Source organism: Streptomyces sp. NPDC050263 (genome assembly GCF_040655955.1).
GTDB lineage: Bacteria > Actinomycetota > Actinomycetes > Streptomycetales > Streptomycetaceae > Streptomyces.
Window position 1 is genome coordinate 1 of sequence record NZ_JBFAKW010000023.1, and the last position, 26,948, is coordinate 26,948.

18 protein-coding genes and 1 pseudogene are annotated in these 26,948 nt (G+C 70.4%); 12 read left to right on the forward strand and 7 right to left on the reverse strand.

Going from position 1 to position 26,948, the window contains the following annotated elements:
• Positions 1-90 precede the first annotated feature (90 nt).
• A complete protein-coding gene (locus AB0J04_RS13605; protein WP_363168546.1) occupies positions 91-279 on the reverse strand; it encodes a hypothetical protein in 189 nt (62 codons plus the stop codon).
• A 62-nt stretch (positions 280-341) separates the two neighbouring features.
• Here AB0J04_RS13605 and AB0J04_RS13610 point away from each other — a divergent pair, with 62 nt between their 5' ends.
• A complete protein-coding gene (locus AB0J04_RS13610) occupies positions 342-617 on the forward strand; it encodes a hypothetical protein (protein WP_363168547.1) in 276 nt (91 codons plus the stop codon).
• Positions 618-665: 48 nt separating this feature from the next.
• Here the strand turns inward: AB0J04_RS13610 and AB0J04_RS13615 are convergent, their stop codons facing one another.
• A complete protein-coding gene (locus AB0J04_RS13615) occupies positions 666-1,100 on the reverse strand; it encodes a VOC family protein (protein WP_363168548.1) in 435 nt (144 codons plus the stop codon).
• Between the two features lie 105 nt (positions 1,101-1,205).
• Between AB0J04_RS13615 and AB0J04_RS13620 the strand changes: the two genes are divergently transcribed.
• A complete protein-coding gene (locus tag AB0J04_RS13620) occupies positions 1,206-1,757 on the forward strand; it encodes a hypothetical protein (protein WP_363168549.1) in 552 nt (183 codons plus the stop codon).
• A 28-nt stretch (positions 1,758-1,785) separates the two neighbouring features.
• On the opposite strand, the gene AB0J04_RS13625 is transcribed toward AB0J04_RS13620, so the two are convergent.
• Positions 1,786-2,973: a globin domain-containing protein gene (locus AB0J04_RS13625; RefSeq protein ID WP_363168550.1), complete on the reverse strand. Its 1,188-nt coding sequence runs from the start codon at positions 2,971-2,973 to the stop codon at positions 1,786-1,788.
• A 321-nt stretch (positions 2,974-3,294) separates the two neighbouring features.
• On the opposite strand from AB0J04_RS13625, the gene AB0J04_RS13630 reads away from it, so the two are divergent.
• Positions 3,295-4,656, forward strand: a complete 1,362-nt coding sequence (locus AB0J04_RS13630) for a glutamine synthetase family protein (protein ID WP_351916609.1) — start codon at positions 3,295-3,297, stop codon at positions 4,654-4,656.
• 136 nt (positions 4,657-4,792) lie between these two features.
• Here the strand turns inward: AB0J04_RS13630 and AB0J04_RS13635 are convergent, their stop codons facing one another.
• Positions 4,793-5,227 (reverse strand): VOC family protein, encoded by a 435-nt coding sequence (locus AB0J04_RS13635; RefSeq protein WP_363168624.1) that lies wholly within the window; start codon positions 5,225-5,227, stop codon positions 4,793-4,795.
• A 142-nt stretch (positions 5,228-5,369) separates the two neighbouring features.
• Here AB0J04_RS13635 and AB0J04_RS13640 point away from each other — a divergent pair, with 142 nt between their 5' ends.
• Positions 5,370-8,366: a bifunctional [glutamine synthetase] adenylyltransferase/[glutamine synthetase]-adenylyl-L-tyrosine phosphorylase gene (locus AB0J04_RS13640; RefSeq protein ID WP_363168552.1), complete on the forward strand. Its 2,997-nt coding sequence runs from the start codon at positions 5,370-5,372 to the stop codon at positions 8,364-8,366.
• 141 nt (positions 8,367-8,507) lie between these two features.
• On the opposite strand, the gene AB0J04_RS13645 is transcribed toward AB0J04_RS13640, so the two are convergent.
• On the reverse strand, positions 8,508-9,074 hold the full coding sequence (locus AB0J04_RS13645) for a DMT family transporter (RefSeq protein ID WP_363168625.1): 567 nt from the start codon (positions 9,072-9,074) through the stop codon (positions 8,508-8,510).
• Positions 9,075-9,103: 29 nt separating this feature from the next.
• On the opposite strand from AB0J04_RS13645, the pseudogene AB0J04_RS13650 reads away from it, so the two are divergent.
• Both AB0J04_RS13650 and AB0J04_RS13655 read left to right on the forward strand, forming a co-directional pair.
• Positions 9,104-10,205, forward strand: a pseudogene (locus tag AB0J04_RS13650) (APC family permease); the annotation flags it as partial.
• Positions 10,202-11,776 carry an amidohydrolase gene (locus AB0J04_RS13655; RefSeq protein WP_363168554.1) on the forward strand — a complete coding sequence of 525 codons (1,575 nt, stop codon included), beginning with the start codon at positions 10,202-10,204 and terminating at the stop codon, positions 11,774-11,776. The pseudogene AB0J04_RS13650 and the gene AB0J04_RS13655, both read left to right, overlap by 4 nt.
• Positions 11,777-11,821: 45 nt before the next feature.
• Here AB0J04_RS13655 and AB0J04_RS13660 read toward each other — a convergent pair whose 3' ends face one another.
• On the reverse strand, positions 11,822-12,682 hold the full coding sequence (locus tag AB0J04_RS13660) for a phosphatase PAP2 family protein (RefSeq protein ID WP_363168555.1): 861 nt from the start codon (positions 12,680-12,682) through the stop codon (positions 11,822-11,824).
• Between the two features lie 131 nt (positions 12,683-12,813).
• On the reverse strand, positions 12,814-13,848 hold the full coding sequence (locus AB0J04_RS13665) for a LacI family DNA-binding transcriptional regulator (RefSeq protein WP_363168556.1): 1,035 nt from the start codon (positions 13,846-13,848) through the stop codon (positions 12,814-12,816).
• A gap of 402 nt (positions 13,849-14,250) precedes the next feature.
• Here AB0J04_RS13665 and AB0J04_RS13670 point away from each other — a divergent pair, with 402 nt between their 5' ends.
• The 6 genes from AB0J04_RS13670 to pulA all read left to right on the forward strand — a co-directional run bounded on the left by AB0J04_RS13670 (position 14,251) and on the right by pulA (position 26,944).
• Positions 14,251-15,525, forward strand: coding sequence for an extracellular solute-binding protein (locus AB0J04_RS13670; RefSeq protein ID WP_363168557.1), 1,275 nt, complete (start codon positions 14,251-14,253; stop codon positions 15,523-15,525).
• Positions 15,526-15,658: 133 nt separating this feature from the next.
• Positions 15,659-16,663, forward strand: a complete 1,005-nt coding sequence (locus AB0J04_RS13675; protein WP_363168558.1) for a sugar ABC transporter permease — start codon at positions 15,659-15,661, stop codon at positions 16,661-16,663.
• 13 nt (positions 16,664-16,676) lie between these two features.
• Entirely contained in the window at positions 16,677-17,588 is a 912-nt protein-coding gene (locus AB0J04_RS13680) for an ABC transporter permease subunit (protein ID WP_363168559.1), read from the forward strand.
• A 241-nt stretch (positions 17,589-17,829) separates the two neighbouring features.
• The gene (locus AB0J04_RS13685) at positions 17,830-19,584 is read left to right on the forward strand and encodes an alpha-amylase family glycosyl hydrolase (protein ID WP_363168560.1); all 1,755 of its coding nucleotides are present in this window, start codon (positions 17,830-17,832) and stop codon (positions 19,582-19,584) included.
• Positions 19,585-19,871: 287 nt separating this feature from the next.
• On the forward strand, positions 19,872-21,248 hold the full coding sequence (locus AB0J04_RS13690; protein ID WP_363168561.1) for an alpha-amylase family protein: 1,377 nt from the start codon (positions 19,872-19,874) through the stop codon (positions 21,246-21,248).
• Positions 21,249-21,517: 269 nt separating this feature from the next.
• Positions 21,518-26,944: a pullulanase-type alpha-1,6-glucosidase gene (pulA, locus tag AB0J04_RS13695; RefSeq protein ID WP_363168562.1), complete on the forward strand. Its 5,427-nt coding sequence runs from the start codon at positions 21,518-21,520 to the stop codon at positions 26,942-26,944.
• The last annotated feature ends 4 nt before the right edge of the window (positions 26,945-26,948 follow it).

The window sequence follows — 26,948 nt, forward strand, 5'->3', positions numbered from 1 at the left end:
AGTACGTCCAGTACGAGGACTTCCGGCCGGCACACCGAGAGCACGCACCGGACGCCGCTCCTTGACGGGCAAACGTTGCCTGCCGCGGCACTAGCGTTTCCGGGCCCGGTAGTGCTTCATCAGGGCGGTGATCCGCTCCGGGTCCGCCCGGCCGTTGAGTTCGTCCAGCAGACCGTCCGGGCACAGCTCGTAGAGATCCCCCCACCACCGACGCCCCCGGTTGTCCCAGATCCGGTACCCCCCGGGCACGCCCCTGGCGACGTAACGTCTCCTGCTCATCGCCCCGTCTCCCCCTGACGCCGCCATTGATCGCGGCTGGTCATGCCGGATTGGATGCTCCCATGGAACGCATCGAACGCATCGAAGCAGAGCTGTTCACCGACGGCGGCAACAACGCCGTGGTCCGGCTGCCCGGGCGGCGGTTTCCCGGGGTTCTGGTGCAGGGGGACTCGCTGCACATCCTCCGCACCGATGCGGCCGAACTGGTGGACGCCTGCGAGCGCGGCGACCTGGCCGACGCCCGCGACGGCGCCGGACTGCTCCTGGCCGGCCTCGACGCGCTGCTGGACCGCTACGCGGCCGCGCTGGCCGAGCACGAGATGCCGCGACCGTACTGATTGATCATTGCCGGGTCGTCCTGATCGCTGCCGAGTCGTCGAGACGGATCAGACGATCGGCTCGCCGACGCCCAGGAGGTTGCCCTCGCTGTCCCGGAACCAGGCTCCGCGTTCGCCCCGGGCGCCCTTGCTCGGGTAGTTGCCGTCGACCTCGGCGATGCCGTCGACGGTCCGCAGGCCCGGGACGTCGACCTCCTCGAACTCCACGCCACGCCGCCGGAGTTCGGACACCGTGGCCTCGATGTCGTCGACCTCGAAGGCCATCTGCGTGAACGCGCCGGTCGCCGCTCCCGTCGAGCGGAACAGCGCGAACTCCGCGCCCCCGCACCGGTACAGCAGCCCGCCCGGGCGTTCGTCGACGGGGTGCAGGCCGAGTCGCTCCGCGTAGAAACGTCGCGCCCGTTCCAGGTCCTGGGCGGGGAGTCTGGTCGCCGCGCGGGCCCGGGTCAGCGGGGTGCCGTCGTCTGTCGTGTTCGAGCTCATGCGTCCACTGTGCCGTGCGCGGCGGCCGGAGCGGCGGAGGCGGCCGCTTCGTCCGGGTGGCGTTCCGGAGCCGGGTTGTCAGTGGGCCGGGGCATCATCTGGCGGATGCGCTGTCTACGTTGGACGTCCGACCGTATGTTCGTCGCGTACCGCCAGTACTACCTCCAGGGCGACGAGTTCCTCACCGAGTACGACGACTGCGACACCGTCGAGCGGATCTTCGCGGGCAACAGCCTGGCGGCCGGCGGACCGGAGCACCTCACGCTGTTCGCCGGCACGCACACCGGACGGATCCGGCTGACGACCGAGAGTCGCGCGCAGGAGCCGCCGTCGACCGGCGCCGAGGAGTGGGAGACCGTCGTCGACGTGAGCGTCTGCAGCACCAGCGGGGTGCTGCGGCTGTTCCGGTGGGGCGGGGACGTCGAGGAGGACGCCGGAAACTTCGCCACCGCCGGGGCCGGGTGGTACCGGGTCCGCGCGCGGGCGCGCGGCCGGGACGCGGGCGAGACGCACACGGGCGACGAGCCCGTCGAGGAGCACTTCCTGAGCGTGTGGCCCGCCCCGCCCGGGCCGGACGTCGTCCACCGCGCGGACGACGCCTTCGCCCGCGCCCACTACGACCCCGCCCGGCCGCCCGGCCTGCCCGTGCACCCCTGAGCGCGGCCGGGCTTCGGAGGAGCCTGTCTCAGGCGTGGGCCAGCCACAGGTCCGGGCCGAACACCTCGTAGTGGACGTCCGCCGGGGCGACGCCCTTCTCGATCAGCTGGGACCGCACGGCCCGCATGAACGGCAGCGGGCCGCACAGGTACGCGCGCGTGCCCGGTGCGACGGGTACGTCCGTGAGGTCGGCGAACCCCGTGTGGGCGTCCTCGGGGGCCTCCTGCTCATACCAGAGGTGGAGGGAGGCGTCCGGCAGCTTCTCCGCGTACGTCTCGTGGTCGGCGCGCAGGGCGTGGGCCGCGGGGGAGCGGTCCGCGTGGACGACCGTGACCGGGGCCCGGTGACCCGTCGCCGCCAGGTGCGCCAGCATCGCGACCATCGGCGTCACGCCGATGCCGGCCGAGGCCAGCAGCAGAGGAGTGCCCTCGCCGCTGTCGAGCACCAGATCGCCGAACGGCTCGGAGAGCTCCAGGACGCTGCCCTCGTGCACGCGCGCGTGGAGGTGGTTGGAGACCTCGCCCTCCGGGGTCGTCGGGCTGCCGGGCTCCCGCTTGACGCTGATCTGCCGCAGGTCCGAACCCGGTGCGCCGGAGAGGCTGTACTGGCGGGTCTGGCGGGCGCCGTCCGGGAGTTCGGCGCGGACGGACACGTACTGGCCCGCACGGAACTCCCGGACCGGGGCCCCGTCGAGCGGGCGCAGCCGGAAGGTGACGACGTCCGGGGTCTCGGGGACGCGTTCCACGACCTCCCACTGCCGCCGGCCGCCGCCCCCGCACTCCTCGTACAGCCGCTTCTCGATCGCGATCAGCGCGTTCGCCATCAGCCAGTAGACCTCGGTCCAGGCGGCCGCGACCTCGGGCGTCACCGCCTCGCCGAGCACCGCGGCGATGGCGCCGAAGAGGTGCTTGTGGACGATCGCGTACTGCTCGGGGGCGATGCCCAGGGAGGCGTGCTTGTGGGCGATGCGGCTGAGCATCGCGTCGGGCCGGTCGTCCGGGTGCTCCACGGTGTGGGCGGCGAAGGCGGCGAAGGATCCCGCCAGGGCCTGGCGCTGGGTGCCGGCGGCCTGGTTGCCGCGGTTGAAGACGTCGCGCAGCAGCTCCGGGTGGGCGGTGAACAGGTCGGCGTAGAAGCGTTCCGTGATCTCGCCGATCGCCGCGCCCACGGCGGGGAGCGTGGCGCGGACGGTGGCTGCGGACTGCTCGGACAGCATCAGGGCCTCCTCTGGCCTCGCCGGCCTTACCTGGGCCGGCGCTCTGCCCGGCACACTAGCTAAACTTGCATCTGAGATGCAAATTAAGTGGCCGGGGTGAGACGGAGGGGGTCGGGCATTACGGATGTCGGTCCGAGCAGGCAAGATGGGCGACAGAGCAGTACACCTGCCCGACGTGAGGCGTTCAGGCCCCGGTCGCCGAGGCGATCATGGTCGGCAACGCGCACGAAATGGTGTTGTGGTGTGATGCTCAGGTGCCCGACCGCCTCTCCGCGGGACGAGAGACAGGCGGCCTGACCAGCAAGGATGGGGAAGCGGAAGATGGACAAGCAGCAGGAGTTCGTGCTCCGGACGTTGGAGGAGCGCGACATCCGGTTCGTACGGCTGTGGTTCACGGACGTCCTGGGCTTCCTCAAGTCCGTCGCCGTGGCCCCGGCCGAGCTCGAGCAGGCGTTCGACGAGGGCATCGGCTTCGACGGCTCCGCGATCGAGGGCTTCGCCCGGGTCTACGAGTCCGACATGATCGCCAAGCCCGACCCGTCCACCTTCCAGGTGCTGCCCTGGCGCGCCGAGGCCCCCGGCACCGCCCGCATGTTCTGCGACATCCTCATGCCGGACGGCTCCCCGTCCTTCGCGGACCCGCGCTACGTCCTCAAGCGGGCCCTGGCCCGCGCCTCCGACCTGGGCTTCACCTTCTACACCCACCCGGAGATCGAGTTCTTCCTGCTGAAGGACAAGCCGACCGACGGCTCCCGCCCGACCCCGGCCGACAACTCCGGCTACTTCGACCACACCCCGCACAACGTCGGCATGGACTTCCGCCGCCAGGCGATCACCATGCTCGAGTCGATGGGCATCTCGGTCGAGTTCTCCCACCACGAGGGCGCCCCCGGCCAGCAGGAGATCGACCTGCGCTACGCCGACGCGCTCTCCACGGCCGACAACATCATGACCTTCCGCCTGGTCATGAAGCAGGTCGCGCTGGAGCAGGGCGTCCAGGCGACGTTCATGCCGAAGCCGTTCAGCGAGCACCCCGGCAGCGGAATGCACACCCACCTGTCGCTCTTCGAGGGCGACCGGAACGCGTTCTACGAGTCGGGCTCCGAGTACCAGCTGTCGAAGGTCGGCCGGTCCTTCATCGCCGGTCTGCTGAAGCACGCAGCCGAGATCGCCGCCGTCACCAACCAGTGGGTCAACTCCTACAAGCGCATCTGGGGCGGCTCCGAGCGCACGGCCGGCGCGGGCGGCGAGGCCCCCTCGTACATCTGCTGGGGCCACAACAACCGCTCGGCCCTGGTCCGCGTCCCCATGTACAAGCCCGGCAAGACCGGCTCAGCGCGCATCGAGGTCCGCTCGCTCGACTCCGGCGCCAACCCGTACCTGGCCTACGCCATGCTGCTCGCCGCCGGCCTCAAGGGCGTCGAGGAGGGCTACGAGCTTCCGCCGGGCGCCGAGGACGACGTCTGGGCGCTGTCGGACGCGGAGCGGCGCGCCATGGGCATCGAGCCGCTGCCCCAGAACCTCGGCGAGGCGCTGACGCTGATGGAGCGCAGCGACCTCGTCGCCGAGACGCTCGGCGAGCACGTCTTCGACTTCTTCCTGCGCAACAAGCGCGCCGAATGGCACGAGTACCGCTCCGAGGTCACCGCGTTCGAGCTGCGGAAGAACCTGCCGGTGCTGTGAGGCCTCGCGGCCTCGAGGTCTGAAGACCTCGCCGTAGGGGCGTGGGGTTCGGTGGGACTGTTGCTCCCGGTGGGGGCTGGTCGCGCCCACGCGGCGCGAGCCGCATGTCGACAGAGCCCCGCGCCCCTGCGGTGCGTTACTGGGCTGCCAGGTTGGCGAGGAGCCGGTGCAGGGGCTCTGTTTCCCTGCGCTTGTACTCCTGGATCGCCCAGCCGTTGCCGTCCGGGTCCTTGAAGTACATGAAGGTCGCTCCGTCCTGGGGGGCGAACTGCTGGGGTTCGGTGACCTCCAGGCCGCGGGCGGTCAGTTCCTCGTACGCCGCCTTCGCGTCCGTCACGCAGAGTTGCATGCCGTGGTACGTGCCCGGCTGCGGGGTTCCCGTCGGGACCTGGAGGCCGTCCACCAGGGCGATCGAACAGCCCGATCCCGGCGGGGTGAGCTGCACGATCCGTACGCCCTCCATCACCTCACCGTCGAGATCGACGTGGAAGCCGACCTTGTCCCGGTAGAACTCCTTGGCGCGGTCCACGTCCGACACCGGCAGCAGGATCACTTCGAGGGTCATGTTCATGGCGTTCTTGGGGCTCATGCGGGACTCCTTCGTGGCGAACTGCACGTACCCAGCCCACAGAACCCGAAGCCGGGCCGGCGCGCCACCCTGAGGTGCGGGTTACGCTCGACCGGAAGACCTTGATCGCACGAGGAGGCCTGTGATGATGGCGCCGGGGCGCAGGAGCAGCACCTTCACACGACTGCTGCGGCACGGCTTCACCGACCCCTCCGCCGCCGAGCGGCTCCTGGACGGGCCCGAGCTGTCCCCGGTGCGCGACGATCCCTTTCTGCTGGAGGCACTGGGGGGCACCGCCGATCCCGATCTCGCGCTGCACGGCCTGGTCCGGCTGCTGGAGGCGCAGTCGGGTCCCACCGCGCGGCGGGAACTGCTCGACACGTTGATAGCGGCCAAGCCGCTGCGGGACCGGCTGCTGGGGGTCCTCGGAGCGTCCGCCGCGCTCGCCGATCACCTGGCCCGGCATCCGCGGGACTGGGAGGCGCTGGTCACCTACGAGCCCCGGGATCTGCATCCGGGAGTCGAGGAGTTCGAGCGGGGGCTCGCCGGGGCCACCGATCCGGTGGTGCTGCGGGTCGCCTACCGGCGGTGTCTGCTGTCCATCGCGGCGCGTGATGTGTGCGGGACGACCGATCTCGCCGAGACCGCCGCCGAGCTCGCCGATCTCGCCACCGCCACCCTGCGGGCCGCCCTTGGTCTGGCGCGGGACGCCGCGCCCGAGGACGCCGCCCTGTGCCGGCTCGCTGTCATCGCGATGGGCAAGTGCGGGGGGCACGAGCTCAACTACGTGTCCGACGTCGATGTGATCTTCGTCGGGGAGTCCGTCGACGGGGCCGACGAGGGCAAGGCGCTGCGGGCCGCCACGAAGCTCGCCTCGCACATGATGCGGATCTGTTCCGAGACCACCGTGGAAGGGTCCATCTGGCCCGTCGACGCCAACCTGCGGCCCGAGGGGCGTAACGGGCCGCTCGTGCGGACGCTCAGCAGTCACCTCGCCTACTACCAGCGGTGGGCCAAGACCTGGGAGTTCCAGGCCCTGTTGAAGGCGCGGCCGGTGGCCGGGGACCTGGAGCTGGGGGCCGAGTACGTCGCCGCCGTCGAGCCCCTGGTGTGGAAGGCCGCCGAGCGGGAGAACTTCGTCGTCGACGTGCAGCGGATGCGGCGGCGCGTCATCGACAACATCCCGGCCGCCGAGGTCGAGCGTGAACTGAAGCTCGGGCCCGGGGGGTTGCGGGACGTCGAGTTCGCCGTGCAGCTGTTGCAGCTGGTGCACGGGCGGGCGGACGCGTCGTTGCGGAGCGGTACGACGCTGGACGCGCTGGAGGCGCTGGCCGCGGGCGGGTACGTCGGGCGCGCCGATGCCGAGCAACTTGACGTCGCCTACCGGTTTCTGCGGTCCATGGAGCACCGGATCCAGCTGTACCGGCTGCGGCGCACCCATCTGGTGCCGGAGAGCGAGACCGACCTGCGGCGGCTCGGCCGCTCGCTCGGGCTGCGCACCGACCCGGTCGTCGAGCTGACCCGGGAGTGGAAGCGGTATGCCGCTGTCGTGCGGCGGCTGCACGAGAAGCTGTTCTACCGGCCGTTGCTCGACGCGGTCGCCCAACTCGCGCCCGGCGAAGCCCGGTTGAGCCCGGAGGCCGCTCGGGAGCGGCTCGTCGCGCTCGGGTACGCCGATCCTGCGTCCGCGTTGCGGCACATCGAGGCGCTCGCCTCCGGCGTCACCCGTAAGGCCGCCATCCAACGCACCCTGCTGCCGGTGCTGTTGGGCTGGTTCGCGGACTCCGCCGATCCGGACGCGGGGCTCCTCAACTTCCGGAAGGTCTCGGACGCGCTCGGCAAGACCCCTTGGTATCTGCGTCTGTTGAGGGACGAGGGGGCCGCCGCGGAGAACCTCGCGCGCGTGCTGTCCGCCGGGCGGCTCGCCCCCGATCTGCTCATGCGCGCCCCGGAGGCCGTCGCACTGCTCGGCGACGGTGACGGCGGGGGACTGGAGCCGCGCGGGCGGGCCCAGTTGGAGCAGGAGATACTCGCCGCGGTGGGGCGCGCCGAGGGCGCCGTGCAGGCGGTCACCGCGGCGCGTGGGGTCCGTCGGCGTGAGCTGTTCCGTACGGCCGCCGCGGACATCGTCGCCTCCTACGGGACCGAGGCGCATCCGGTCGAGGCCGATCAGGGTGCGCTCGTGGATCTGGTGGGGGGCGCGGTCTCTGACCTCACGGCCGCCACGTTGGCCGGCACGTTGCGGGCTGTTGTGCGGGACGGTTGGGGGGACACCTTGCCCACGCGGTTCGCGGTGGTGGGGATGGGGCGCTTCGGCGGGCATGAGCTGGGCTACGGGTCCGATGCGGATGTTCTGTTCGTGCATGAGCCTCGGGACGGGGTCTACGAGCGGGAGGCCTCTCAGGCCGCCAACAAGGTCGTCTCCGAGATGCGGCGGTTGTTGCAGGTTCCCAGCGCGGATCCGCCGCTGCTGGTCGATGCCGACCTGCGTCCGGAGGGGAAGTCCGGGCCGCTCGTGCGGACGTTGAAGTCCTATGAGGCCTACTACCGGCGGTGGTCGCTGGTCTGGGAGTCGCAGGCGTTGCTGCGGGCCGAAGTCGTCGCCGGTGACGAGGAGTTGGGGCGACGGTTCATCGCCGTCGTCGATCCGCTGCGGTATCCGGAGGGCGGGCTCTCCGAGGACGCCGTGCGGGACATCCGGCGGCTGAAGGCCCGGATGGAGTCGGAGCGGTTGCCCCGGGGGGCCGATCCCAAGCTGCACACCAAGCTGGGGCCGGGTGGGCTGTCCGATGTGGAGTGGACCGTTCAGTTGGTTCAGATGCGGCACGGGGCCACGCATCCGGGGCTGCGGACCACCCGGACCCGTGACGCGCTCGCCGCCGCGCGCGCGGCCGGGCTCATCGGGGAGGAGGAGGCGGCGACGCTGGACGAGGCCTGGGTGCTGGCCACTCGGGTGCGCAACGCGGTGATGCTGGTGCGGGGGCGGGCCGGGGACACGTTTCCGTCCGGCGCACGTGAACTGGTCGCGGTGGGGCGGTACTTGGGGTACGGACCCGGTCGGGTGGGGGACATGCTCGACGACTATCGGCGTACCGCTCGGCGGGCCCGGGGGGTTGTCGACGAGCTCTTCTACGGGGGGTAGTCGGCTCTTCTGCGGTGGGTGGCTCGGCCGGCTCGGCGCAGCGAAGGGAAGTGGGTGGGGCGGGGCCGTGGCGGTGCGTCGAGCCCGTCGCGTGTTGGGCGTACTGCTGTCTGCTGACATTGCTCTGTCGGCTGTGACGAGCTAAGTGACGGGCTGCGACGCACCGCCACGGCCCGCTCGCGTCGTCTTGCGGGTGAGCGCCGTGCCTTTCGGGCGTGTGGGCTCCTTTGTGCGGGTCAGGGCCACGCCCAGCAGTACCACCGCCATGCCTGCGAGGACTCGGGGGCCGATGTGTTCGTCCAGGATTGCCGCGCCCAGGGCTATGGAGACCACCGGGAGCAGGTAGCCGACCGTTGCCGCTGTCGTGGGGCCCTCGTCCGCTATCAGACGGTAGTTGAGGTAGAAGGTGACCCCTGTGCCCAGCACGCCCAGGGCCGTGACCGCCAGGAGGGCGGTGGCGTCGGGATGGAAGGCGGTGGCCGTGGGGAGGGCCAGGGTGGTCCAGGCCGTGGCGGCCAGGAGTTGGGCTGCCGACATGGCCAGGGGGGCGTCCTGGGTCGTCAGATGGCGGGCCATGTAGGCGAAGGCCACCGCGTAGCTGGCCGCCGCGGCGAGCAGGGCCAGGGCGGGCCAGGTGAGCAGGCCCTCGTGGTGCCAGGGGGCGAAGATCAGGACCGTGCCGGCGAAGCCCAGGAAGAGGCCGGTCAGGCGGGCCGGGTGGGTCGTGCGGTCCGTTCGCTCTGGTCGGGCTGGGCGTCATTTGGTACGGCGGTTATCGATCTGTCGACTTCGGCGCCAAAGTGCTGGGCGTCCTGCTTGTCGCCGAGACCGGGATCCTGCTGCTGCTCGCGGGCGGCGTGCTGGTCAAGGGGGGGTGCGCACGGGTTGTCCGGGGCGTCCTTCGCGCCGGGGAACGTGCTGGTGTCCGGCACGGGCGTCGTGCTCGCCTTCGCCGCCTTCACCGGGTTCGAGTCGACCGTCATCTACCGGCGCGAGGCCCGTGACCCGGGGCGGACGGTGCCCCGCGCCACCTACGCGGCCATCGGGTTCCTCGGGCTCTTCTACGCCTTCGTCGTCTGGATCGTCATCCAGGCCTTCGGGGACGCCGGTGTGATCGCGGCGGCCGCCAAGGATCCCGGTGGGCTCTTCTTCTCCGCCATCACGACCTATGTCGGCGGCTGGGCGGCCGACCTGATGCACGTCTTCATCGTCACCAGCGTTCTCGCTTCGCTGCTCGCCTTTCACAACGCCATCAACCGGTACACCCTCGCCCTCGCCGAGGAGGGGGTGCTGCCCAGGGCGCTGGGGCGGATCCATCCGCGGCACCGGTCGCCGTATGTGGCCGGGCTCGCGCAGACCGTCCTCGGCGCGGTGGTCGTGCTCGGGTTCTGGGCGGCGGGCGCCGATCCCTACGGACAGCTCCTGTTGTGGGTCAACACCCCGGGCATGATGGGGTTGTTCGTGCTCCAGGTGCTCGCCGCGATCGCCGTGCCCTGCTACTTCCGGCGGGTGTCGCACCAGGAGGGCGTGCTGCGGACGGTGGTCGCCCCCGTCGTCGCCGCCGTGCTGCTGGCCGGTGCGATAGGGCTCGTCGTCACCCACATCGCCCTGTTCACCGGGGCCTCCGATGCCGTGAACACCCTGCTGATCGCCCTGGCGCCCGCCGTCTTCGTCGCGGGGCTCGGCCTGGCCTGGTGGCTGCGCCGCGAGCGGCCCCTCGTGTACGCCAACTTCGCCGCCGAGCCCGCCGAGCCCGCCGAGCCCGCCGAAGCCGTAGAAGCCGTAGAAGCCGTAGAAGCCGTAGAGCCCGCCGAGCCCGCAGAGGAGTTCACCTCGTGACCGTCCCCGACCTGATCCTCGCCGACGCCAAGGTGCGCACCCTCGACCCCGCCCGGCCGTACGCCACCGCCGTCGCCGTGCGCGACGGGGTGATCGCGGCCGTCGGCGAGGAGAGCGACGTACGCGACTGGCGCGGGCCGGGCACCGAGGTCGTGCCCCTGGCGGGCGCCCATCTCGTGCCCGGGCTCGTCGACGCGCACAGCCACCCCGTGTGGGGGCTGGACATGGCGACCGGCGTGGATCTGTCGGGGGTGGCCGATCTGGCGGGGCTGCGGCAGGCCCTGGCGGGCGCCGAGCGGATCGACGGATGGGTGGTCGGGTTCGGGCTCGATCACAACGCGTTCGAGGGGCGGGCCGTCGACCGGGCGCTCGTGGAGGACGTCCTCGGGGGCGCGCCGGCCTTTCTGCGGCTGTACGACGGGCACTCCGCGCTCGCCGACGGCGCGGCGCTCGCCGCGGCGGGCGTGACCGGGGCGCGCGCCTTCGCGCAGCGGTCGGAGGTGGTCTGCGACGGCGCCGGGCGGCCCACCGGGCATCTCGTCGAGCACGCCGCCATGGAGCTGGTGGCGGCGGTCGCGCCCCGGCCCTCGTACGCCGCCCGGCGGGAGCGGCTCGTCTCGCTGCTCTCCGCGATGGCGGCCACCGGGCTGACCGGGGCGCACGTCATGGACGCGGGGGATCCGGAGCTGGTCGCGGAGGTGGCCCGGGAGACCGTGCTGCCGGTGCGGCTGCGGTTCGCGCCCTGGTGCATGCCGGGCGTGGACGAGGCCGGACTGCGGGAGCTGGTCGCGCAGCAGGGTCGGGGCGGACGGCACTGGGTCGTCGACGGGGTGAAGTTCTTCATGGACGGGACCGTGGAAGGAGGGACCGCGTGGCTGGAGCATGCCGACTGCCACGGACAGGGGACCGCCGCCTTCTGGCCGGATCCCGGGGCCTATGCCGAAGCGGTGCGGTCGCTGCACGCAGACGGCGTGCGTACCGTCACCCATGCCATCGGGGACGCGGCCGTACGGCATGTGCTCGATGTGGTGGCCGGGCTGGGGGAGGGGGCCCGGGGGCGGCACCGGGTCGAGCACCTCGAGAGCGTGCCCGACGCTCTGCTGCCGCGGTTCGCCGAGCTGGGGGTGGCGGCGTCCATGCAGCCGCCGCACACCGCCTACACGCGGGCCGACGGCACCGACGAGTGGTCCCGTCGGCTCGGCGCCGACCGCGCCGGGCGTGCCTGGCGGCTACGGGATCTGCGGGACGCCGGTGCGACGGTCGCCCTGGGCTCGGACTGGCCCATCGCCCCCTACGACGTACGCGGTGTGCTGGCCGACGCGCGGGCGCCGCGCGGTGCGGCTTCGGCGCGGGCGGGGCTCACGGGGCTGGAGGCTCTGGAGGGGTGCACCACGCACGCCGCCCGGGCCGCGGGGGAGGGCGACTCGGCGGGCCGCATCGCCGTCGGTCTGCGCGCCGATCTCACGGTGCTGGGACTGGACCCGGTCGAGGCCCCGGCGGACGAGCTGGCGCAGGCGCCGGTGCGGCTGACGGTGACCGGAGGGCGGGTGGCGCATCGCGGGGACTGTTGAGCGCGTCGCGGGGACTGCTGAGCGCAGCGCGGGGACGGCTGAGGCTCACGCCTTGGTGGGCAACAGCGGCCTGCCACGCCGCTTCGGCGGGGCCGGCCGTGGCAGGGAGTACGGCAGCGCTCCGTACCAGACGCGGGCCACCGTGAAGCCGAAGGCCAGGCAGACGACGCCGCCGACCGCGTCCAGCCAGAAGTGGTTGGCGGTGGCGACGATGACCACCAGGGTCGCCGCCGGGTACAGCAGGCCCAGTACCCGTACCCACGGGACCGACGCGAGCGCGAAGATCGTCAGACCGCACCACAGGGACCAGCCGATGTGCATGGACGGCATCGCCGCGTACTGGTTCGACATGTGTTTGAGGTCGCCGGAGGCCATCGAGCCCCACGTCTGGTGGACCATCACCGTGTCGACGAAGTCGCCGCCCGGCATCAGGCGCGGGGGCGCCAGCGGGTACAGGTAGTAGCCGACCAGGGCCACCCCCGTGGTGGCGAAGAGCACGAGACGCGTCGCCGCGTAGCGGCCCGGATGGCTGCGGTAGAGCCAGACCAGGACGGTCAGGGTGACGATGAAGTGCAGGGTCGCGTAGTAGTAGTTCATGCCCACGATGAGCCAGGTCAGCGAGTTCACCGCGTGGTTGACCGACTCCTCGAAGGCCAGGCCGAGGTGGTGCTCCACGCGCCAGATCCAGTCGGTGTTGCGCAGCGCTTCGGCCCGTTGCTCCGGGACCGCGTTGCGCACCAGCGAGTACGTCCAGTAGCTCACGCCGACGAGCAGGATCTCAAACCAGAGGCGGGGGCGGCGGGGGGTGCGCAGACGGGCCAGCCGCCGCGGTCGGCTCCCGGCCGTGACGGGCTGCGGAACGGCCTGGTCACGGCCTTCCAGTGGCGTCACAGTCGAGTCACCCATGGACATAAAGTCTGCCAGAAAAGCCCTCTCGGCCCGATCATCCCTCGGTCGGGTTCGCCTCGCATGTTCTACGGCGGGAGGAGGCCTTCGTCTGCTCCTGACGCACTGGGGGAGCCCCTGACGTCTCCGCCCTACGGACGATTCCGGTCCCCGGGGGCCGAGGCGGTCGAACCGCGCACCACCAGTTCCGGCATGAACACGAACTCGCTGTGGGGTGCGGGCGTCCCGCCGATCTCCTCCAGGAGCGTGCGGACGGCGGCCTGGCCCATCGCCGGGACCGGCTTGCGGACGGTCGTCAGCGGCGGGTCGGTGAAGGCGATCAGCGGGGAGTCGTCGAAGCCGACCACCGAGATGTCCCGGGGGACCGCGAGGCCGCGCTGGCGGGCCGCCCGTATCGCGCCGAGGGCCATCATGTCGCTCGCGCAGACGACGGCCGTGCAGCCCCGGTCGATCAGCGCCGTGGTCGCCGCCTGGCCGCCCTCCAGGGTGTAGAGGGAGTGCTGGACCAGCTCGGCCTCGATCGTCTCCGGGCTCAGCCGCAGCTGCTCCTGCATCGCCCGCACGAAGCCCTCGATCTTGCGCTGGACCGGCACGAACCGCTTCGGGCCGAGGGCGAGGCCGACCCGGGTGTGGCCGAGGGAGACGAGGTGGGTGACTGCCAGGGTCATCGCGGCCCGGTCGTCGGGGGAGATGAACGGCGCCTGGACCTTCGGGGAGAAGCCGTCCACCAGGACGAAGGGCACGCCCTGCGCGCGCAGCTGCTCGTAGCGCTGCATGTCGGCCGTGGTGTCCGCGTGCAGCCCGGAGACGTAGATGATGCCGGCGACCCCGCGGTCGACCAGCATCTCGGTCAGCTCGTCCTCCGTGGACCCGCCCGGGGTCTGGGTGGCGAGCACCGGGGTGTAGCCCTGGCGGGTCAGCGCCTGGCCGATGACCTGGGCCAGGGCCGGGAATATCGGGTTCTCCAGCTCCGGCGTGATCAGGCCGACCAGGCCCGCGCTGCGCTGGCGCAACCGGACCGGGCGCTCGTAGCCCAGGACGTCCAGAGCGGCGAGCACGGACTGACGGGTGGTGGCGGCGACGCCAGGCTTGCCGTTGAGGACGCGGCTGACGGTCGCTTCGCTCACCCCCGCCTGCGCAGCGATGTCGGCAAGCCGTGTGGTCACAGGGGTGGACTGTACCGGTCGGGTGACGGCTTGCACACCGATGGGACGCCGCGGACGACCTGGTGAACGACCCGCGCCGGGCTGCTGCGTCATCGAGCTCCCTCGTGAAAGTAATGGCAAGAGCTTGCAGAGTCTTGCACAGCAGCCGTCTGCCCCGCTGTGAGGCCGCTCAACCGCGACAACTACGGTCTCACGGCGGTCTAGGGGAGGTCACGCAGGAGTCACGTGCGGATAACTTCGGCGGTCTCTTGCACTTTTTTGCTGCAAGGTCTTTCGTGCCGCTTACATCGCTGTTACGTTCACGTCGCCCGACGGCAGCAACGGCGCGGTCGGAGTCGGCAGGGCGGCGGACGGGACTGCCTCCTGTTAGCTGAACGGGCTCTCACCCTCAAGGAGAAACTCATGCGGCGTGGCATAGCGGCCACCGCGCTGGTGGCGTCCTTCGCCCTCGCGGCGACGGCCTGCAGCGGGGACGGCAGCGGCAGCGACAACTCGTCCGGGCCGGTCACCATCACCTGGTGGGACACCTCCAACGCCACCAATGAGGCGCCGACGTACCAGGCCCTGGTCAAGCAGTTCGAGGCCGCCAACAAGGACATCAAGGTCAAGTACGTCAACGTGCCCTTCGACCAGGCGCAGAACAAGTTCGACACCGCCGCCGGCGCGTCCGGCGCCCCGGACGTGCTGCGCTCCGAGGTCGGCTGGACCCCCGCCTTCGCCAAGAAGGGCTACTTCCTGCCGCTGGACGGCACCGACGCCCTCAAGGACCAGGCCAAGTTCAAGCCGAACCTGATCGAGCAGGCCAAGTACGAGGGCAAGACGTACGGCGTGCCGATCGTCACCGACACGCTCGCGCTGGTCTACAACAAGGCCCTCTTCACCAAGGCCGGCATCACCGAGGCCCCCAAGACCTGGGACGACCTCAAGACCGCCGCCGCCACCATCGAGGACAAGACCGGCGTCGACGGCTACTGGGGCTCCACCCAGGCCTACTACGCCCAGTCCTTCCTCTACGGCGAGGGCACCGACACCGTCGACGCCGACGCCAAGAAGATCACCGTGAACTCGGCGGCGGCGAAGAAGGCGTACGGCACCTGGCTCGGCCTGTTCGACGGCAAGGGCCTGCACAAGGCCGACACCACCGCCGACGCCTACGCCCACATCCAGGACGCGTTCGTCAACGGCAAGGTCGCCGCGATCGTCCAGGGCCCGTGGGAGATCACGAACTTCTACAAGGGCAGCGCCTTCACGGACAAGTCCAACCTCGGCATCGCCACCGTCCCGGCCGGTTCCACCGGCAAGGCGGGCGCCCCGACCGGCGGCCACAACCTCTCGGTCTACGCCGGCTCCGACAAGGCCCACCAGGCCGCCGCGCTGAAGTTCCTCAACTTCATGACCTCCGCGTCCTCCCAGGCCACCATCGCGCAGAAGAACTCCACGCTGCCGACGCGCGACGACGCCTACACCGCGGCCGTCAAGGCCGACCCGGGCATCGCCGGCTACCAGACCGTCCTGTCCGCCGCCCAGCCGCGCCCCGCGCTGCCGGAGTACAGCTCCCTCTGGGGCCCGCTGGACACCGAGCTGCCCAAGATCGCGGGCGGCAAGGAGACCCTCGACAAGGGCCTGAGCAACGCTGAACTCGCCATCGCCAAGCTGGTGCCGGACTTCAGCAAGTGAGCCCCGCGTGGCCGTCGGATCTCCCACTCAAGGGGGGAGGGATCCGGCGGCCACCGGCTTCCCGCCGTACGCCCGTTGTGCACCCCGCCGTGCACCCCGTTGAACTGCAGAGCCTCGAGAGGGTTGTCGAACCATGACAGTCGCCATCGACCGCGCGACCGGCAAGCGCCGCGGTGACCGTGAGCCAGGGCCCGGCCGCGCCGGACGCCTGAAGCGCGGCTATCAGAAACACTGGTACGCCTACGCCATGATCGCCCCGGTGGCGGTCGTCCTCGGCGTCCTCGTGCTCTACCCCCTGGCGTACGGCCTCTACCTCACCCTTACCGACGCCAACAGCCTCAACACCGCGCGCACGATCGGCGTCAACCACATCGACGCCACCTACAAGTTCATCGGCCTCGACAACTACGCCGACATCCTGTGGGGCCCGACCGCCTACGACCGCTTCTGGTCGCACTTCATCTGGACGATCGTGTGGACGGCGGCCTGCGTCGCCCTGCACTACGGCATCGGCCTCGGCCTCGCCCTGCTCCTCAACCAGAAGCTGCGCGGCCGCACCCTGTACCGGCTGATCCTGGTGCTCCCGTGGGCGGTGCCCACGTTCGTCACCGTCTTCGGCTGGCGTTTCATGCTCGCGGACGGCGGCGTCATCAACTCCGCGCTCGACTTCCTCCATCTGCCCGCGCCGCTCTGGCTGGAGGACACCTTCTGGCAGCGGTTCGCCGCGATCATGGTCAACACCTGGTGCGGTGTGCCGTTCATGATGATCTCGCTGCTCGGCGGCCTCCAGGCGATCGACGGCTCCCTCTACGAGGCCGCCGAGATGGACGGCGCGAGCGCCTGGCAGCGCTTCCGCCACGTCACCCTGCCGGGCCTGAGGTCGGTCAGCTCCACCGTCGTCCTGCTCGGCATCATCTGGACGTTCAACCAGTTCGCCGTGATCTTCCTGCTGTTCGGCACCACCGCCCCGGAAGCGCAGATCCTCGTCACCTGGGCGTACTACCTCGGCTTCGGACAACAGCCGCGTGACTTCGCGCAGTCGGCCGCGTACGGCATCCTGCTGCTGGCCATCCTGATCGTCTTCACCTCGTTCTACCGCCGCTGGCTGAACCGCAACGAGCAGCAGCTCGCGATCTGAGGCAGGAGTTCCCATGAGCACCACCACAGCAGAGACCTCCGCCCAGGTCGCCGGCGAACAGCGTCCCGCCAAGGCCCCGCGCCGGGCCCGGCGCCGCGGCGAGAACAGCCTCGCCGGCTCCCTCGGCTCGCACGCCGTCCTGATCGTCGCGAGCGTGATCGCGCTCTTCCCGATCGGCTGGCTCGTCTATCTGTCCCTCGGCCCGGACAGTGACGACTACCTGCACCCGGGCGGCATCTGGGACAAGATGACGTTCGACAACTACACGTTCGTCCTCCAGCACACCAAGTTCTTCGACTGGCTGAAGAGCTCGCTCATCGTCACGCTCGGCACCACCGCGATCGGCGTGCTCATCGCCGCGACCACCGGTTACGCCGTCTCGCGCATGCGTTTCCCCGGCTACAAGAAGTTCATGTGGGTACTGCTGGTCACCCAGATGTTCCCGGTCGCCGTGCTGATGGTGCCGATGTACCAGATCCTGTCCGACCTCAAGCTCATCGACAACTACTTCGGCCTGATCCTCGTCTACTGCACGACGGTCATCCCGTACAGCGCCTGGCTGCTCAAGGGGTACTTCGACACCATCCCCTTCGAGATCGACGAGGCCGGACGCGTCGACGGGCTCACCCCCTTCGGCACGTTCTTCCGACTGATCCTCCCGCTCGCCAAGCCCGGCCTCGCGGTAGCCGCCTTCTACAACTTCCTCACCGCCTTCAGCGAGGTCGCGTTCGCCTCGACGTTCATGCTGAGCGACGACAAGTACACGCTTGCGGTGGGCCTGCAGTCGTTCGTCAGCGAGCATGACGCCCAGCGCAACCTGATGGCTGCGACGGCGGTGCTCATCGCCATACCGGCCGCGGTGTTCTTCTACCTCGTGCAGAAGAACCTCGTCACCGGGCTTACCGCCGGTGGCACGAAAGGGTGAGCGGCGCTCCGCGGGAAGGGCCACGACAGGCCGTCTTCTGGCTGCGGCTTCGTCGTGGCTGGTCGCGCCCGCGCGGCGGAGCCGCATATGGACACAGCCCCACGCCCCTTCGGGACGCTTCTCATACCCCTGAACTCGAGGCGGTCGCGGTGTTCATCCGACCCCGCCGACACCGCGGCCGCCTCGTCCCCCATCCCCTACTTCACCTGATCCCATGACCCCGTTAGGTACCAAGGACGCCATGAGCCAGCAGCCCTCCGCAGCCCCGGCCCCCTCCCCCACCTCGGCCGTCGCCACCGTCGCCACCGTCGCCAAGCGCCGTGACTGGTGGCGGGACGCGGTGATCTACCAGGTGTACCCGCGCAGCTTCGCCGACGGCAACGGCGACGGCATGGGCGACCTGGAAGGCGTACGCTCCCGCCTGCCGTACCTGCGCGACCTCGGCGTGGACGCCGTGTGGCTCAGCCCCTTCTACGCCTCTCCGCAGGCCGACGCCGGCTACGACGTCGCCGACTACCGCGCGGTCGACCCCATGTTCGGGAACCTGCTGGACGCCGACGCGCTGATCCGCGAGGCCCGCGAACTGGGTCTGAGGATCATCGTCGACCTCGTCCCGAACCATTCCTCCGATCAGCACGAGTGGTTCAAGCGGGCGGTGGCGGAGGGACCCGGCTCACCGCTGCGCGACCGTTACCACTTCCGCCCGGGGAAGGGCGAGAACGGCGAACTCCCGCCCAACGACTGGGAGTCCATCTTCGGCGGCCCGGCCTGGACGCGCGTGAGCGAACCGGACGGCTCGGCCGGCGAGTGGTACCTCCACCTCTTCGCGCCCGAGCAGCCCGACTTCAACTGGGAGCACCCGGCCGTCGGCGACGAGTTCCGCTCGATCCTGCGCTTCTGGCTCGACATGGGCGTCGACGGCTTCCGCATCGACGTCGCCCACGGCCTGGTGAAGGCGGAGGGCCTCCCGGACCTCGGCTCGCACGAGCAACTCAAGCTGCTGGGCAACGAGGTCATGCCGTTCTTCGACCAGGACGGCGTCCATGAGATCTACCGCCAGTGGCGGCTGATCCTCGACGAGTACTCCGGAGACAGGAAGGGGCCCGAAGGGCCTTCCGCAGAAGGGCGGGGGCGGGAGACGGGTGGGCGCATCTTCGTGGCGGAAGCCTGGACCCCGACGGTCGAGCGCACCGCGAACTACGTCCGTCCCGACGAACTCCACCAGGCCTTCAACTTCCAGTACCTGGGCACCGCATGGGACGCGCAGGAGCTGCGCGAGGTCATCGACCGCACACTGGAGTCGATGCGCCCGGTCGGCGCGCCCGCCACCTGGGTGCTGTCCAACCACGACGTGACCCGGCACGCCACCCGCTTCGCCAACCCGCCCGGCCTCGGCACCCAGATCCGCACCGCCGGCGACCGCGCACTCGGCCTGCGCCGGGCCCGCGCCGCCACCCTGCTGATGCTGGCGCTCCCCGGCTCGGCGTACGTGTACCAGGGCGAGGAACTCGGCCTCCCGGACGTCGTCGACCTGCCCGACGAGGTGCGCCAGGACCCGGCGTACTTCCGTGGCGCCGGTCAGGACGGCTTCCGCGACGGCTGCCGGGTGCCGATCCCGTGGACCCGTGAGGGTTCTTCGTACGGCTTCGGCGACGGCGGCAGCTGGCTGCCGCAGCCCGCCGGCTGGGGCGAGTCGAGCGTGGAGGCGCAGACGGGCGTGCCCGGTTCGACGCTGGAGCTCTACCGCTCCGCCCTCGGCATCCGGCGCTCCCAGGCCGACCTGGGCGCCGGCGACTCGGTGGAGTGGCTGAAGGCCCCGGAGGGCGTACTCGCCTTCCGTCGCGGGGAGTTCGTGTGCGTCGCCAACACCACGGGGGAGTCGGTGACGACCCCGGTCCACGGGCGCGTGCTGCTCGCGAGCGGTGAGGTGACCGAGACCGACAGCGGCGAGGCGAAGCTGCCGGCCGACACGACGGTGTGGTTCACGACCGCCTGAGGTATGTCTGACGGACCGCCGTATGGCCCGCCGCTCCAGCGCTTCGTCGGCTGAGCGGCGGGCCATCGAGGTCGTGGTCGTGTCCCGCCGACCGCGGCGGCGCCCACCCGCCGGGTCCGACCCCTCCGTACCCCTCTGTACCCCTCCGTGCATTTCCGTTGCCCAAGTTTCCGCATCAACTTCACACGGCCCGCTGCCCTTTCAGGCAGCGGGCCTTTAACATCTGCGTCACCGCAAGTTTGCTGAAATATTTCAGCAAGAGCCTTCAACGGAGAAGGACACCCCACATGGCAAGCAGCAGACCCCTTTCGGGCGCCCTCGCCCTGGCCGCCGCGGCCGCCGTCATGGCCCCCACCGCCGCGTCCGCCACCCCGCCCGGCACGAAGGACGTCACCGCCGTCCTCTTCGAGTGGAACTTCGCCTCGGTCGCCAAGGAGTGCACCAACACGCTGGGCCCGGCCGGTTACGGCTACGTGCAGGTCTCCCCGCCCGCCGAGCACATACAGGGCTCGCAGTGGTGGACGTCGTACCAGCCGGTCAGCTACAAGATCGCGGGCCGGCTCGGCGACCGGACGGCCTTCCAGAGCATGGTGAACACCTGCCACACGGCGGGCGTGAAGGTCGTCGTCGACACCGTCGTCAACCACATGTCGGCGGGCTCCGGCACCGGCACCGGCGGCTCGTCGTACACGAAGTACGACTACCCCGGCCGCTACTCCTCCTACGACTTCGACGACTGCACCGGCCAGGTCGCCAACTACAGCGACCGCTGGAACGTCCAGCACTGCGAACTCGTCGGCCTCGCCGACCTGGACACCGGCGAGGAGTACGTCCGCAAGACCATCGCCGGGTATATGAACGACCTGCTCACGCTCGGCGTCGACGGCTTCCGCATCGACGCGGCCAAGCACATCGACACCGCCGACCTGGCCGACATCAAGTCCCGGCTGACGAACCCGAGCGCGTACTGGAAGCAGGAGGTCATCTACGGCAGCGGCGAGGCCGTCCAGCCCACCGAGTACACGGGCAACGGGGACGTCCAGGAGTTCCGCTACGCATACGACCTCAAGCGCGTCTTCAACAACGAGAACCTCGCCTACCTGAAGAACTACGGCGAGGGCTGGGGGTACCTGAGCAGCTCGGTCGCGGGCGTCTTCGTCGACAATCACGACACCGAGCGCAACGGCTCCACGCTCACCTACAAGGACGGCGCGAACTACACGCTGGCCAACGTCTTCATGCTGGCGTATCCGTACGGCGCGCCGGACGTCAACTCCGGCTACGAGTGGTCCAACACGGACGCCGGTCCGCCCAACAGCGGTGCGGTGAACGCCTGTTGGCAGGACGGCTGGAAGTGCCAGCACGCCTGGCCGGAGATCCTGCGCATGGTCGCCTTCCGCAACGCCACCCGCGGCGAGTCGATGACCGACTGGTGGGACAACGGCGCCGACGCGATCGCCTTCGGGCGGGGGAGCAAGGGCTACGTCGCCATCAACCACGAGAGGGGCTCCCTGACCCGGACGTACCAGACCTCACTGGCGGCGGGAACGTACTGCAACGTGCAGAGCAACACGAGCGTGACGGTGAACTCCAGCGGCCAGTTCACCGCCACGCTCGGCTCCAACACGGCGCTGGCGATCTACGCCGGCAAGACCGGCTGCTGAGTCGCGCCCGCTGGGCGCCCGCTGGGCGCTCACCGAGCGCCTGCCGCGCGACTGCTTCCGGGTGTCGCTCGCGGAGCATCCGGCCGAACCGCCCGTCGTGCACGGGCGGTTCGGCCGGTGGGCGCGGGGCGGTCGAGAAGGGCACGGCAAGGTCAATGTGTGAAAGTCCTTTCTGTGAATTGCAAGACTCTTGCTGTAAACCTTTCGTCAGCGGTACGGTCGCGCGGGGTCGGACCCAAGAGAGCCGTAAGCGCAAGGAGTTCCCGCCTGTGATACCCAGATGGCCGGCGCCCCCGGCGAGCCGCACCGCGCAGGGCAGACGGATCGCGGCCGTCACCGTGACCGCCTTGGCTGCAGCCCTCGTGCAGCCCCTCGCGGCGCACGCCGACAGCCCGCCCCCGCCCCCGTCCGACGCCAAGCTGGCCGCCGCGCCCGCCCGGCACGACGACACCCGCGAGCAGTTCTACTTCGTCATGCCGGACCGCTTCGCCAACGGCAGCACCGCCAACGACCGGGGCGGGCTCACGGGCTCCCGGCTGAGCACCGGCTACGACCCCACCGACAAGGGCTTCTACCAGGGCGGCGACCTCAAGGGCCTGACCCGGCGCCTCGACTACATCAAGGGCCTCGGCACCACCTCCATCTGGATGGCCCCGATCTTCAAGAACCAGCCCGTGCAGGGGACCGGGAGCAACGCCTCGGCCGGCTACCACGGCTACTGGATCACCGACTTCACCCAGGTCGACCCGCACTTCGGCAGCAACAAGGACCTGGAGACCCTGATCTCCAAGGCACACGCCAAGGGCATGAAGGTCTTCTTCGACGTCATCACCAACCACACGGCCGACGTCGTCGACACCCAGGAGAAGTCCTACGACTACCTCTCCAAGGGCGCCTTCCCGTACCTGACGAAGGACGGCGAGCCCTTCGACGACGCCGACTACGCGGACGGCACGAAGAAGTTCCCGGAGGTCTCCGCCGCCTCCTTCCCGCGCACGCCGACGGTGCCGTCCGAGAAGAAGAACGCCAAGGTCCCCTCCTGGCTCGACGACCCGACGATGTACCACAACCGCGGCGACTCGACCTACGCCGGCGAGTCGACGACGTACGGCGACTTCTCCGGCCTCGACGACCTGTGGACCGAGCGTCCCGAGGTCGTCGGCGGCATGGAGAAGATCTACCAGCGCTGGGTCAGGGACTTCGACATCGACGGCTTCCGGATCGACACCGTGAAGCACGTGAACATGGAGTTCTGGACCCAGTGGGCCACCGCCCTCGACGCGTACGCGGCCAAGCAGGGCCGGGACGACTTCTTCATGTTCGGCGAGGTCTACTCCGCCGACACGTCGATCACCTCCCCGTACGTCACCCAGGGCCGCCTCGACGCCACGCTCGACTTCCCCTTCCAGGAGGCGGCCCGCCGGTACGTCTCCCAGGGCGGCAGCGCACAGACGCTTTCCAGAGTGTTCGGCGACGACTACAAGTACACGACCGACAAGGCCAACGCCTACGAGCAGGTCACCTTCCTCGGCAACCACGACATGGGCCGCATCGGCTACTTCCTGAACCAGGACAACCCGAAGGCCACCGATGCCGAACTGCTCCAGAAGGACGAGCTCGCCAACGAGCTGATGTTCCTCAGCCGCGGCAACCCGGTCGTCTACTACGGCGACGAGCAGGGCTTCACCGGCTCCGGCGGCGACAAGGACGCCCGCCAGACGATGTTCGCCTCCCGCACCGCCGACTACCTCGACGACGACGAGATCGGCACCGACCGCACCCACGCGAGCGACGCGTACGACACCGACGCGCCCCTGTACCGGCAGATCGCCGAACTGGCGGGGCTCCGCAAGGCGAACCCCGCCCTCACCGACGGCGTCCAGACCGAGCGTTACGCGGCCGACGGCGCCGGCGTCTACGCCTTCTCCCGCAACGGCACCGGCAAGGACACCACCGAGTACGTCGTCGCCTTCAACAACGCCGGCACGGCGCAGTCGGCGACCTTCGCGACCGCCTCGGCCAACATGACCTACCGGGGGATCTACGGCACCGCGGCCACGTCGAAGTCCGACGCCGACAGGAAGATCACCGTCACCGTCCCGGCGGGCTCCGCGATCGTGCTGAAGGCGGCCGGCAAGCCGGTCGAGCCCGCCACCGCGCCGACGATCACTCTCGGGGCCCCGGCCGCCGGAGCCACCGGCACCGTCGAGCTGACCGCCGACGTCGACGGCGGCGCGCTCGACCGGGTCGTCTTCGCCGCCCAGGTCGGCAACGGCAAGTGGCAGACCCTCGGCTCCGCCGACCACGCCCCGTACAAGGTCACGCAGACCATCGACGAGGCCGTCCCGGCCGGAACCGCCCTGCGCTACAAGGCGGTCGTGGTCGACTCCGCCGGGCGGACCGCTTCGGCCACGGCCACGAGCGTGACCGGCGCCGCGCCCGCCGAGGAGGTCCCCACCGCCTCCTCCCGCGACTACGCGATCGTCCACTACAAGCGCACCGACGGCGACTACGCCGACTGGGGTCTGTACGCCTGGGGCGACCTGGCCGACGGCGAGGCGACCACCTGGCCGGACAGCCACCCCTTCGTCGGCCGGGACGCCTACGGCGCCTTCGCCTACGTCAAGCTGAAGCCGGGCGCGTCGAACGTGGGCTTCCTCGTCATCGACGAGGACGGCGACAAGGACGTCTCCGCCGACCGCTCGATCGACGTCACCAAGACCGGTGAGGTCTGGATCGAGCAGGGCAAGACGGACGTCCTCACCGAGAAGCCGGACTACCCCGACCAGGACAAGACCAAGGCCGTCGTGCACTACCACCGCGCCGACGGCGACTACGACGGCTGGGGCCTGCACGTCTGGAGCGGCGCCGCGAACCCCACCGACTGGTCGAACCCGCTGCAGCCGGTGCGGACCGACGCCTACGGCGCGGTCTACGAGGTACCGCTCAACTCCGGTGCCACCAGCCTCAGTTACATCATCCACAACGGTGACGAGAAGGACCTCCCCGCCGACCAGTCGCTGGACCTCACGGCGAACGGCCACGAGGTGTGGCTGCTGAACGGCCAGGAGAAGTACCTGCTCCCACAGCCCGCGGGCTCCGCGGCCGCCCTCGATCTGACCACCTCCAAGGCGGTCTGGATCGACCGGGACACGATCGCCTGGAACGGCTCCGCCGCGGCCGCCTCCACCCAGTTGCTGTACAGCCGCGACGGCTCGATCGCCGCGAAGGACGGCGCGCTGACCAGCGACGACGAACGCCTGCTCCGCCTGTCCAGGACATCCCTCACCGACGCCCAGAAGGAGAAGTTCCCGCACCTGAGGGACTACACCGCCTGGACCGTCGACCCGCGCGACCGCGACCGGGTCCGCGAGGCCCTCGCCGGTCAGGCCGTCGCCTCCCAGCGGGCCGTGAACGGCGCCGTGCTCGCGGCGACCGGGGTGCAGATCGCGGGCGTCCTCGACGACCTGTACCCGGGTGCGACCAAGGCCGCCCTCGGGCCGACGTTCGACAGGAGCGGCCGTCCGACGCTGGCCGTCTGGGCGCCGACCGCGCAGAGCGTCTCGCTGGAGCTCGACGGCGCCACGGTGAGGATGAAGCGGAACGCCGCCACCGGCGTCTGGTCCGTCACCGGCCCCAGGTCCTGGAAGGGCAAGGAGTACCGGTACGTCGTCAAGGTCTGGGCGCCCGGCGTCCGGAAGGTCGTCGTCAACAAGGTCACCGACCCCTACTCCGTCGCCCTGACCACCGACTCCGAGCGCAGCCTCGTCGTCGACCTGGACGACAAGTCCCTTGCCCCGAGCGGCTGGGCCTCGTACCCGAAGCCCAAGGCGGTGGCGCTGAGGGACGCGCAGATCCAGGAGCTGCACATCCGGGACTTCTCGGTGGCGGACGAGACCGTGCCCGCGAAGGACCGGGGCACGTACCTCGCCTTCGCCGACAAGGACAGCGACGGCTCCCAGCACCTGAAGGAGCTCGCGAAGTCGGGCGCCTCCTACGTCCATCTCCTCCCGGCGTTCGACATCGCCACCGTTCCCGAGAACAAGTCCGACCAGGCGACCACCGACTGCGACCTCGCCTCCTACGCGGCAGACTCCGACAGGCAGCAGGAGTGCGTGGCCGCGACCGCCGCGAAGGACGCCTACAACTGGGGCTACGACCCGTATCACTACACGGTCCCCGAGGGCTCGTACGCCACCGACCCGGACGGGACGGCCCGCACGGTCGAGTTCCGCAAGATGGTCAAGTCCCTGAACGACGACGGCCTGCGCGTCGTCATGGACGTCGTCTACAACCACACGGCGGCGAGCGGTCAGGCGGCCACCAGCGTCCTGGACCGGATCGTCCCCGGCTACTACCAGCGGCTGCTCGCCGACGGCTCGGTGGCGAACAGCACCTGCTGTGCGAACACCGCGACCGAGAACGCGATGATGGGCAAGCTGGTCGTCGACTCGATCGTCACCTGGGCCAAGGAGTACAAGGTCGACGGGTTCCGCTTCGACCTCATGGGGCACCACCCGAAGGCCGACATCCTCGCCGTGCGCAAGGCCCTGGACGCGTTGACCCTCGCCGAGGACGGCGTCGACGGCAAGAAGATCATCATGTACGGCGAGGGCTGGAACTTCGGCGAGGTCGCCGACGACGCACGGTTCGTGCAGGCCACGCAGCAGAACATGGCGGGCACCGGCATCGCGACCTTCTCCGACCGTGCGCGGGACGCCGTGCGCGGCGGCGGGCCGTTCGACGAGGACCCCGGCGTCCAGGGCTTCGCCTCCGGCCTGTACACCGACCCCAACTCCTCGACGAGCAACGGTACTTCGGCCGAGCAGAAGGCCCGGCTGCTGCACTACCAGGACCTCGTCAAGGTCGGCCTGTCCGGGAACCTCGCCGCCTACCGCTTCACCGACACCGACGGCAAGGAGGTCACCGGCGCCCAGGTCGACTACAACGGCGCCCCGGCCGGCTACGCGGACGCTCCCGGCGACGCCCTCGCCTACGTCGACGCGCACGACAACGAGTCACTGTTCGACGCCCTCGCCTTCAAGCTGCCGGCCGACACCGTTGCCGCCGACCGCTCGCGGATGCAGGTCCTCGCCATGGCCACGGCCGCGCTCTCCCAGGGCCCGGCGCTGTCCCAGGCGGGCACCGACCTGCTGCGTTCCAAGTCCCTGGACCGCAACTCCTTCGACAGCGGCGACTGGTTCAACGCGATCCACTGGAACTGCTCGGCCGGCAACGGCTTCGGACGCGGACTGCCGCCGGCCGCCGACAACGCGGCCAAGTGGCCTTACGCCAAGCCCTTGTTGAACACCGCGACGGTGGGCGTGGGCTGCCCGCAGATCACCGCGACCACCGCCGCATACCAGGATCTGCTGAAGATCCGTACGACAGAGAAGGCGTTCTCCCTCGGGACGGCCGCGCAGGTGCAGTCGACGCTGTCCTTCCCGTTGTCCGGCAAGGCGGAGACGCCCGGGGTGATCACCATGGAACTCGGTGACCTGGTCGTCGTCTTCAACGCGACGCCTACCGCCCAGCGGCAGACCGTCACCGCGCTCGCGGGGACGGGATACCGGCTGCACCCCGTGCAGGCGGCAGGGCTGGACTCCACCGTGAAGTCCGCCTCCTACGCGTCGGCGTCCGGCACGTTCGCCGTCCCGGCCCGGACTGTGGCCGTATTCGCTCGGACGACACCCTAGACAG

Excerpts from the sequence above, each read along its gene's own strand:
- AB0J04_RS13605 (WP_363168546.1), bottom strand. The coding sequence starts at position 279 with ATGAGCAGGAGACGTTACGTCGCCAGGGGCGTGCCCGGGGGGTACCGG.
- AB0J04_RS13610 (WP_363168547.1), top strand. The coding sequence starts at position 342 with ATGGAACGCATCGAACGCATCGAAGCAGAGCTGTTCACCGACGGCGGC.
- AB0J04_RS13615 (WP_363168548.1), bottom strand. The coding sequence starts at position 1,100 with ATGAGCTCGAACACGACAGACGACGGCACCCCGCTGACCCGGGCCCGC.
- AB0J04_RS13620 (WP_363168549.1), top strand. The coding sequence starts at position 1,206 with ATGCGCTGTCTACGTTGGACGTCCGACCGTATGTTCGTCGCGTACCGC.
- AB0J04_RS13625 (WP_363168550.1), bottom strand. The coding sequence starts at position 2,973 with ATGCTGTCCGAGCAGTCCGCAGCCACCGTCCGCGCCACGCTCCCCGCC.
- AB0J04_RS13630 (WP_351916609.1), top strand. The coding sequence starts at position 3,295 with ATGGACAAGCAGCAGGAGTTCGTGCTCCGGACGTTGGAGGAGCGCGAC.
- AB0J04_RS13635 (WP_363168624.1), bottom strand. The coding sequence starts at position 5,227 with ATGAACATGACCCTCGAAGTGATCCTGCTGCCGGTGTCGGACGTGGAC.
- AB0J04_RS13640 (WP_363168552.1), top strand. The coding sequence starts at position 5,370 with ATGATGGCGCCGGGGCGCAGGAGCAGCACCTTCACACGACTGCTGCGG.
- AB0J04_RS13660 (WP_363168555.1), bottom strand. The coding sequence starts at position 12,682 with ATGGGTGACTCGACTGTGACGCCACTGGAAGGCCGTGACCAGGCCGTT.
- AB0J04_RS13670 (WP_363168557.1), top strand. The coding sequence starts at position 14,251 with ATGCGGCGTGGCATAGCGGCCACCGCGCTGGTGGCGTCCTTCGCCCTC.
- AB0J04_RS13675 (WP_363168558.1), top strand. The coding sequence starts at position 15,659 with ATGACAGTCGCCATCGACCGCGCGACCGGCAAGCGCCGCGGTGACCGT.
- AB0J04_RS13680 (WP_363168559.1), top strand. The coding sequence starts at position 16,677 with ATGAGCACCACCACAGCAGAGACCTCCGCCCAGGTCGCCGGCGAACAG.
- AB0J04_RS13685 (WP_363168560.1), top strand. The coding sequence starts at position 17,830 with ATGAGCCAGCAGCCCTCCGCAGCCCCGGCCCCCTCCCCCACCTCGGCC.
- AB0J04_RS13690 (WP_363168561.1), top strand. The coding sequence starts at position 19,872 with ATGGCAAGCAGCAGACCCCTTTCGGGCGCCCTCGCCCTGGCCGCCGCG.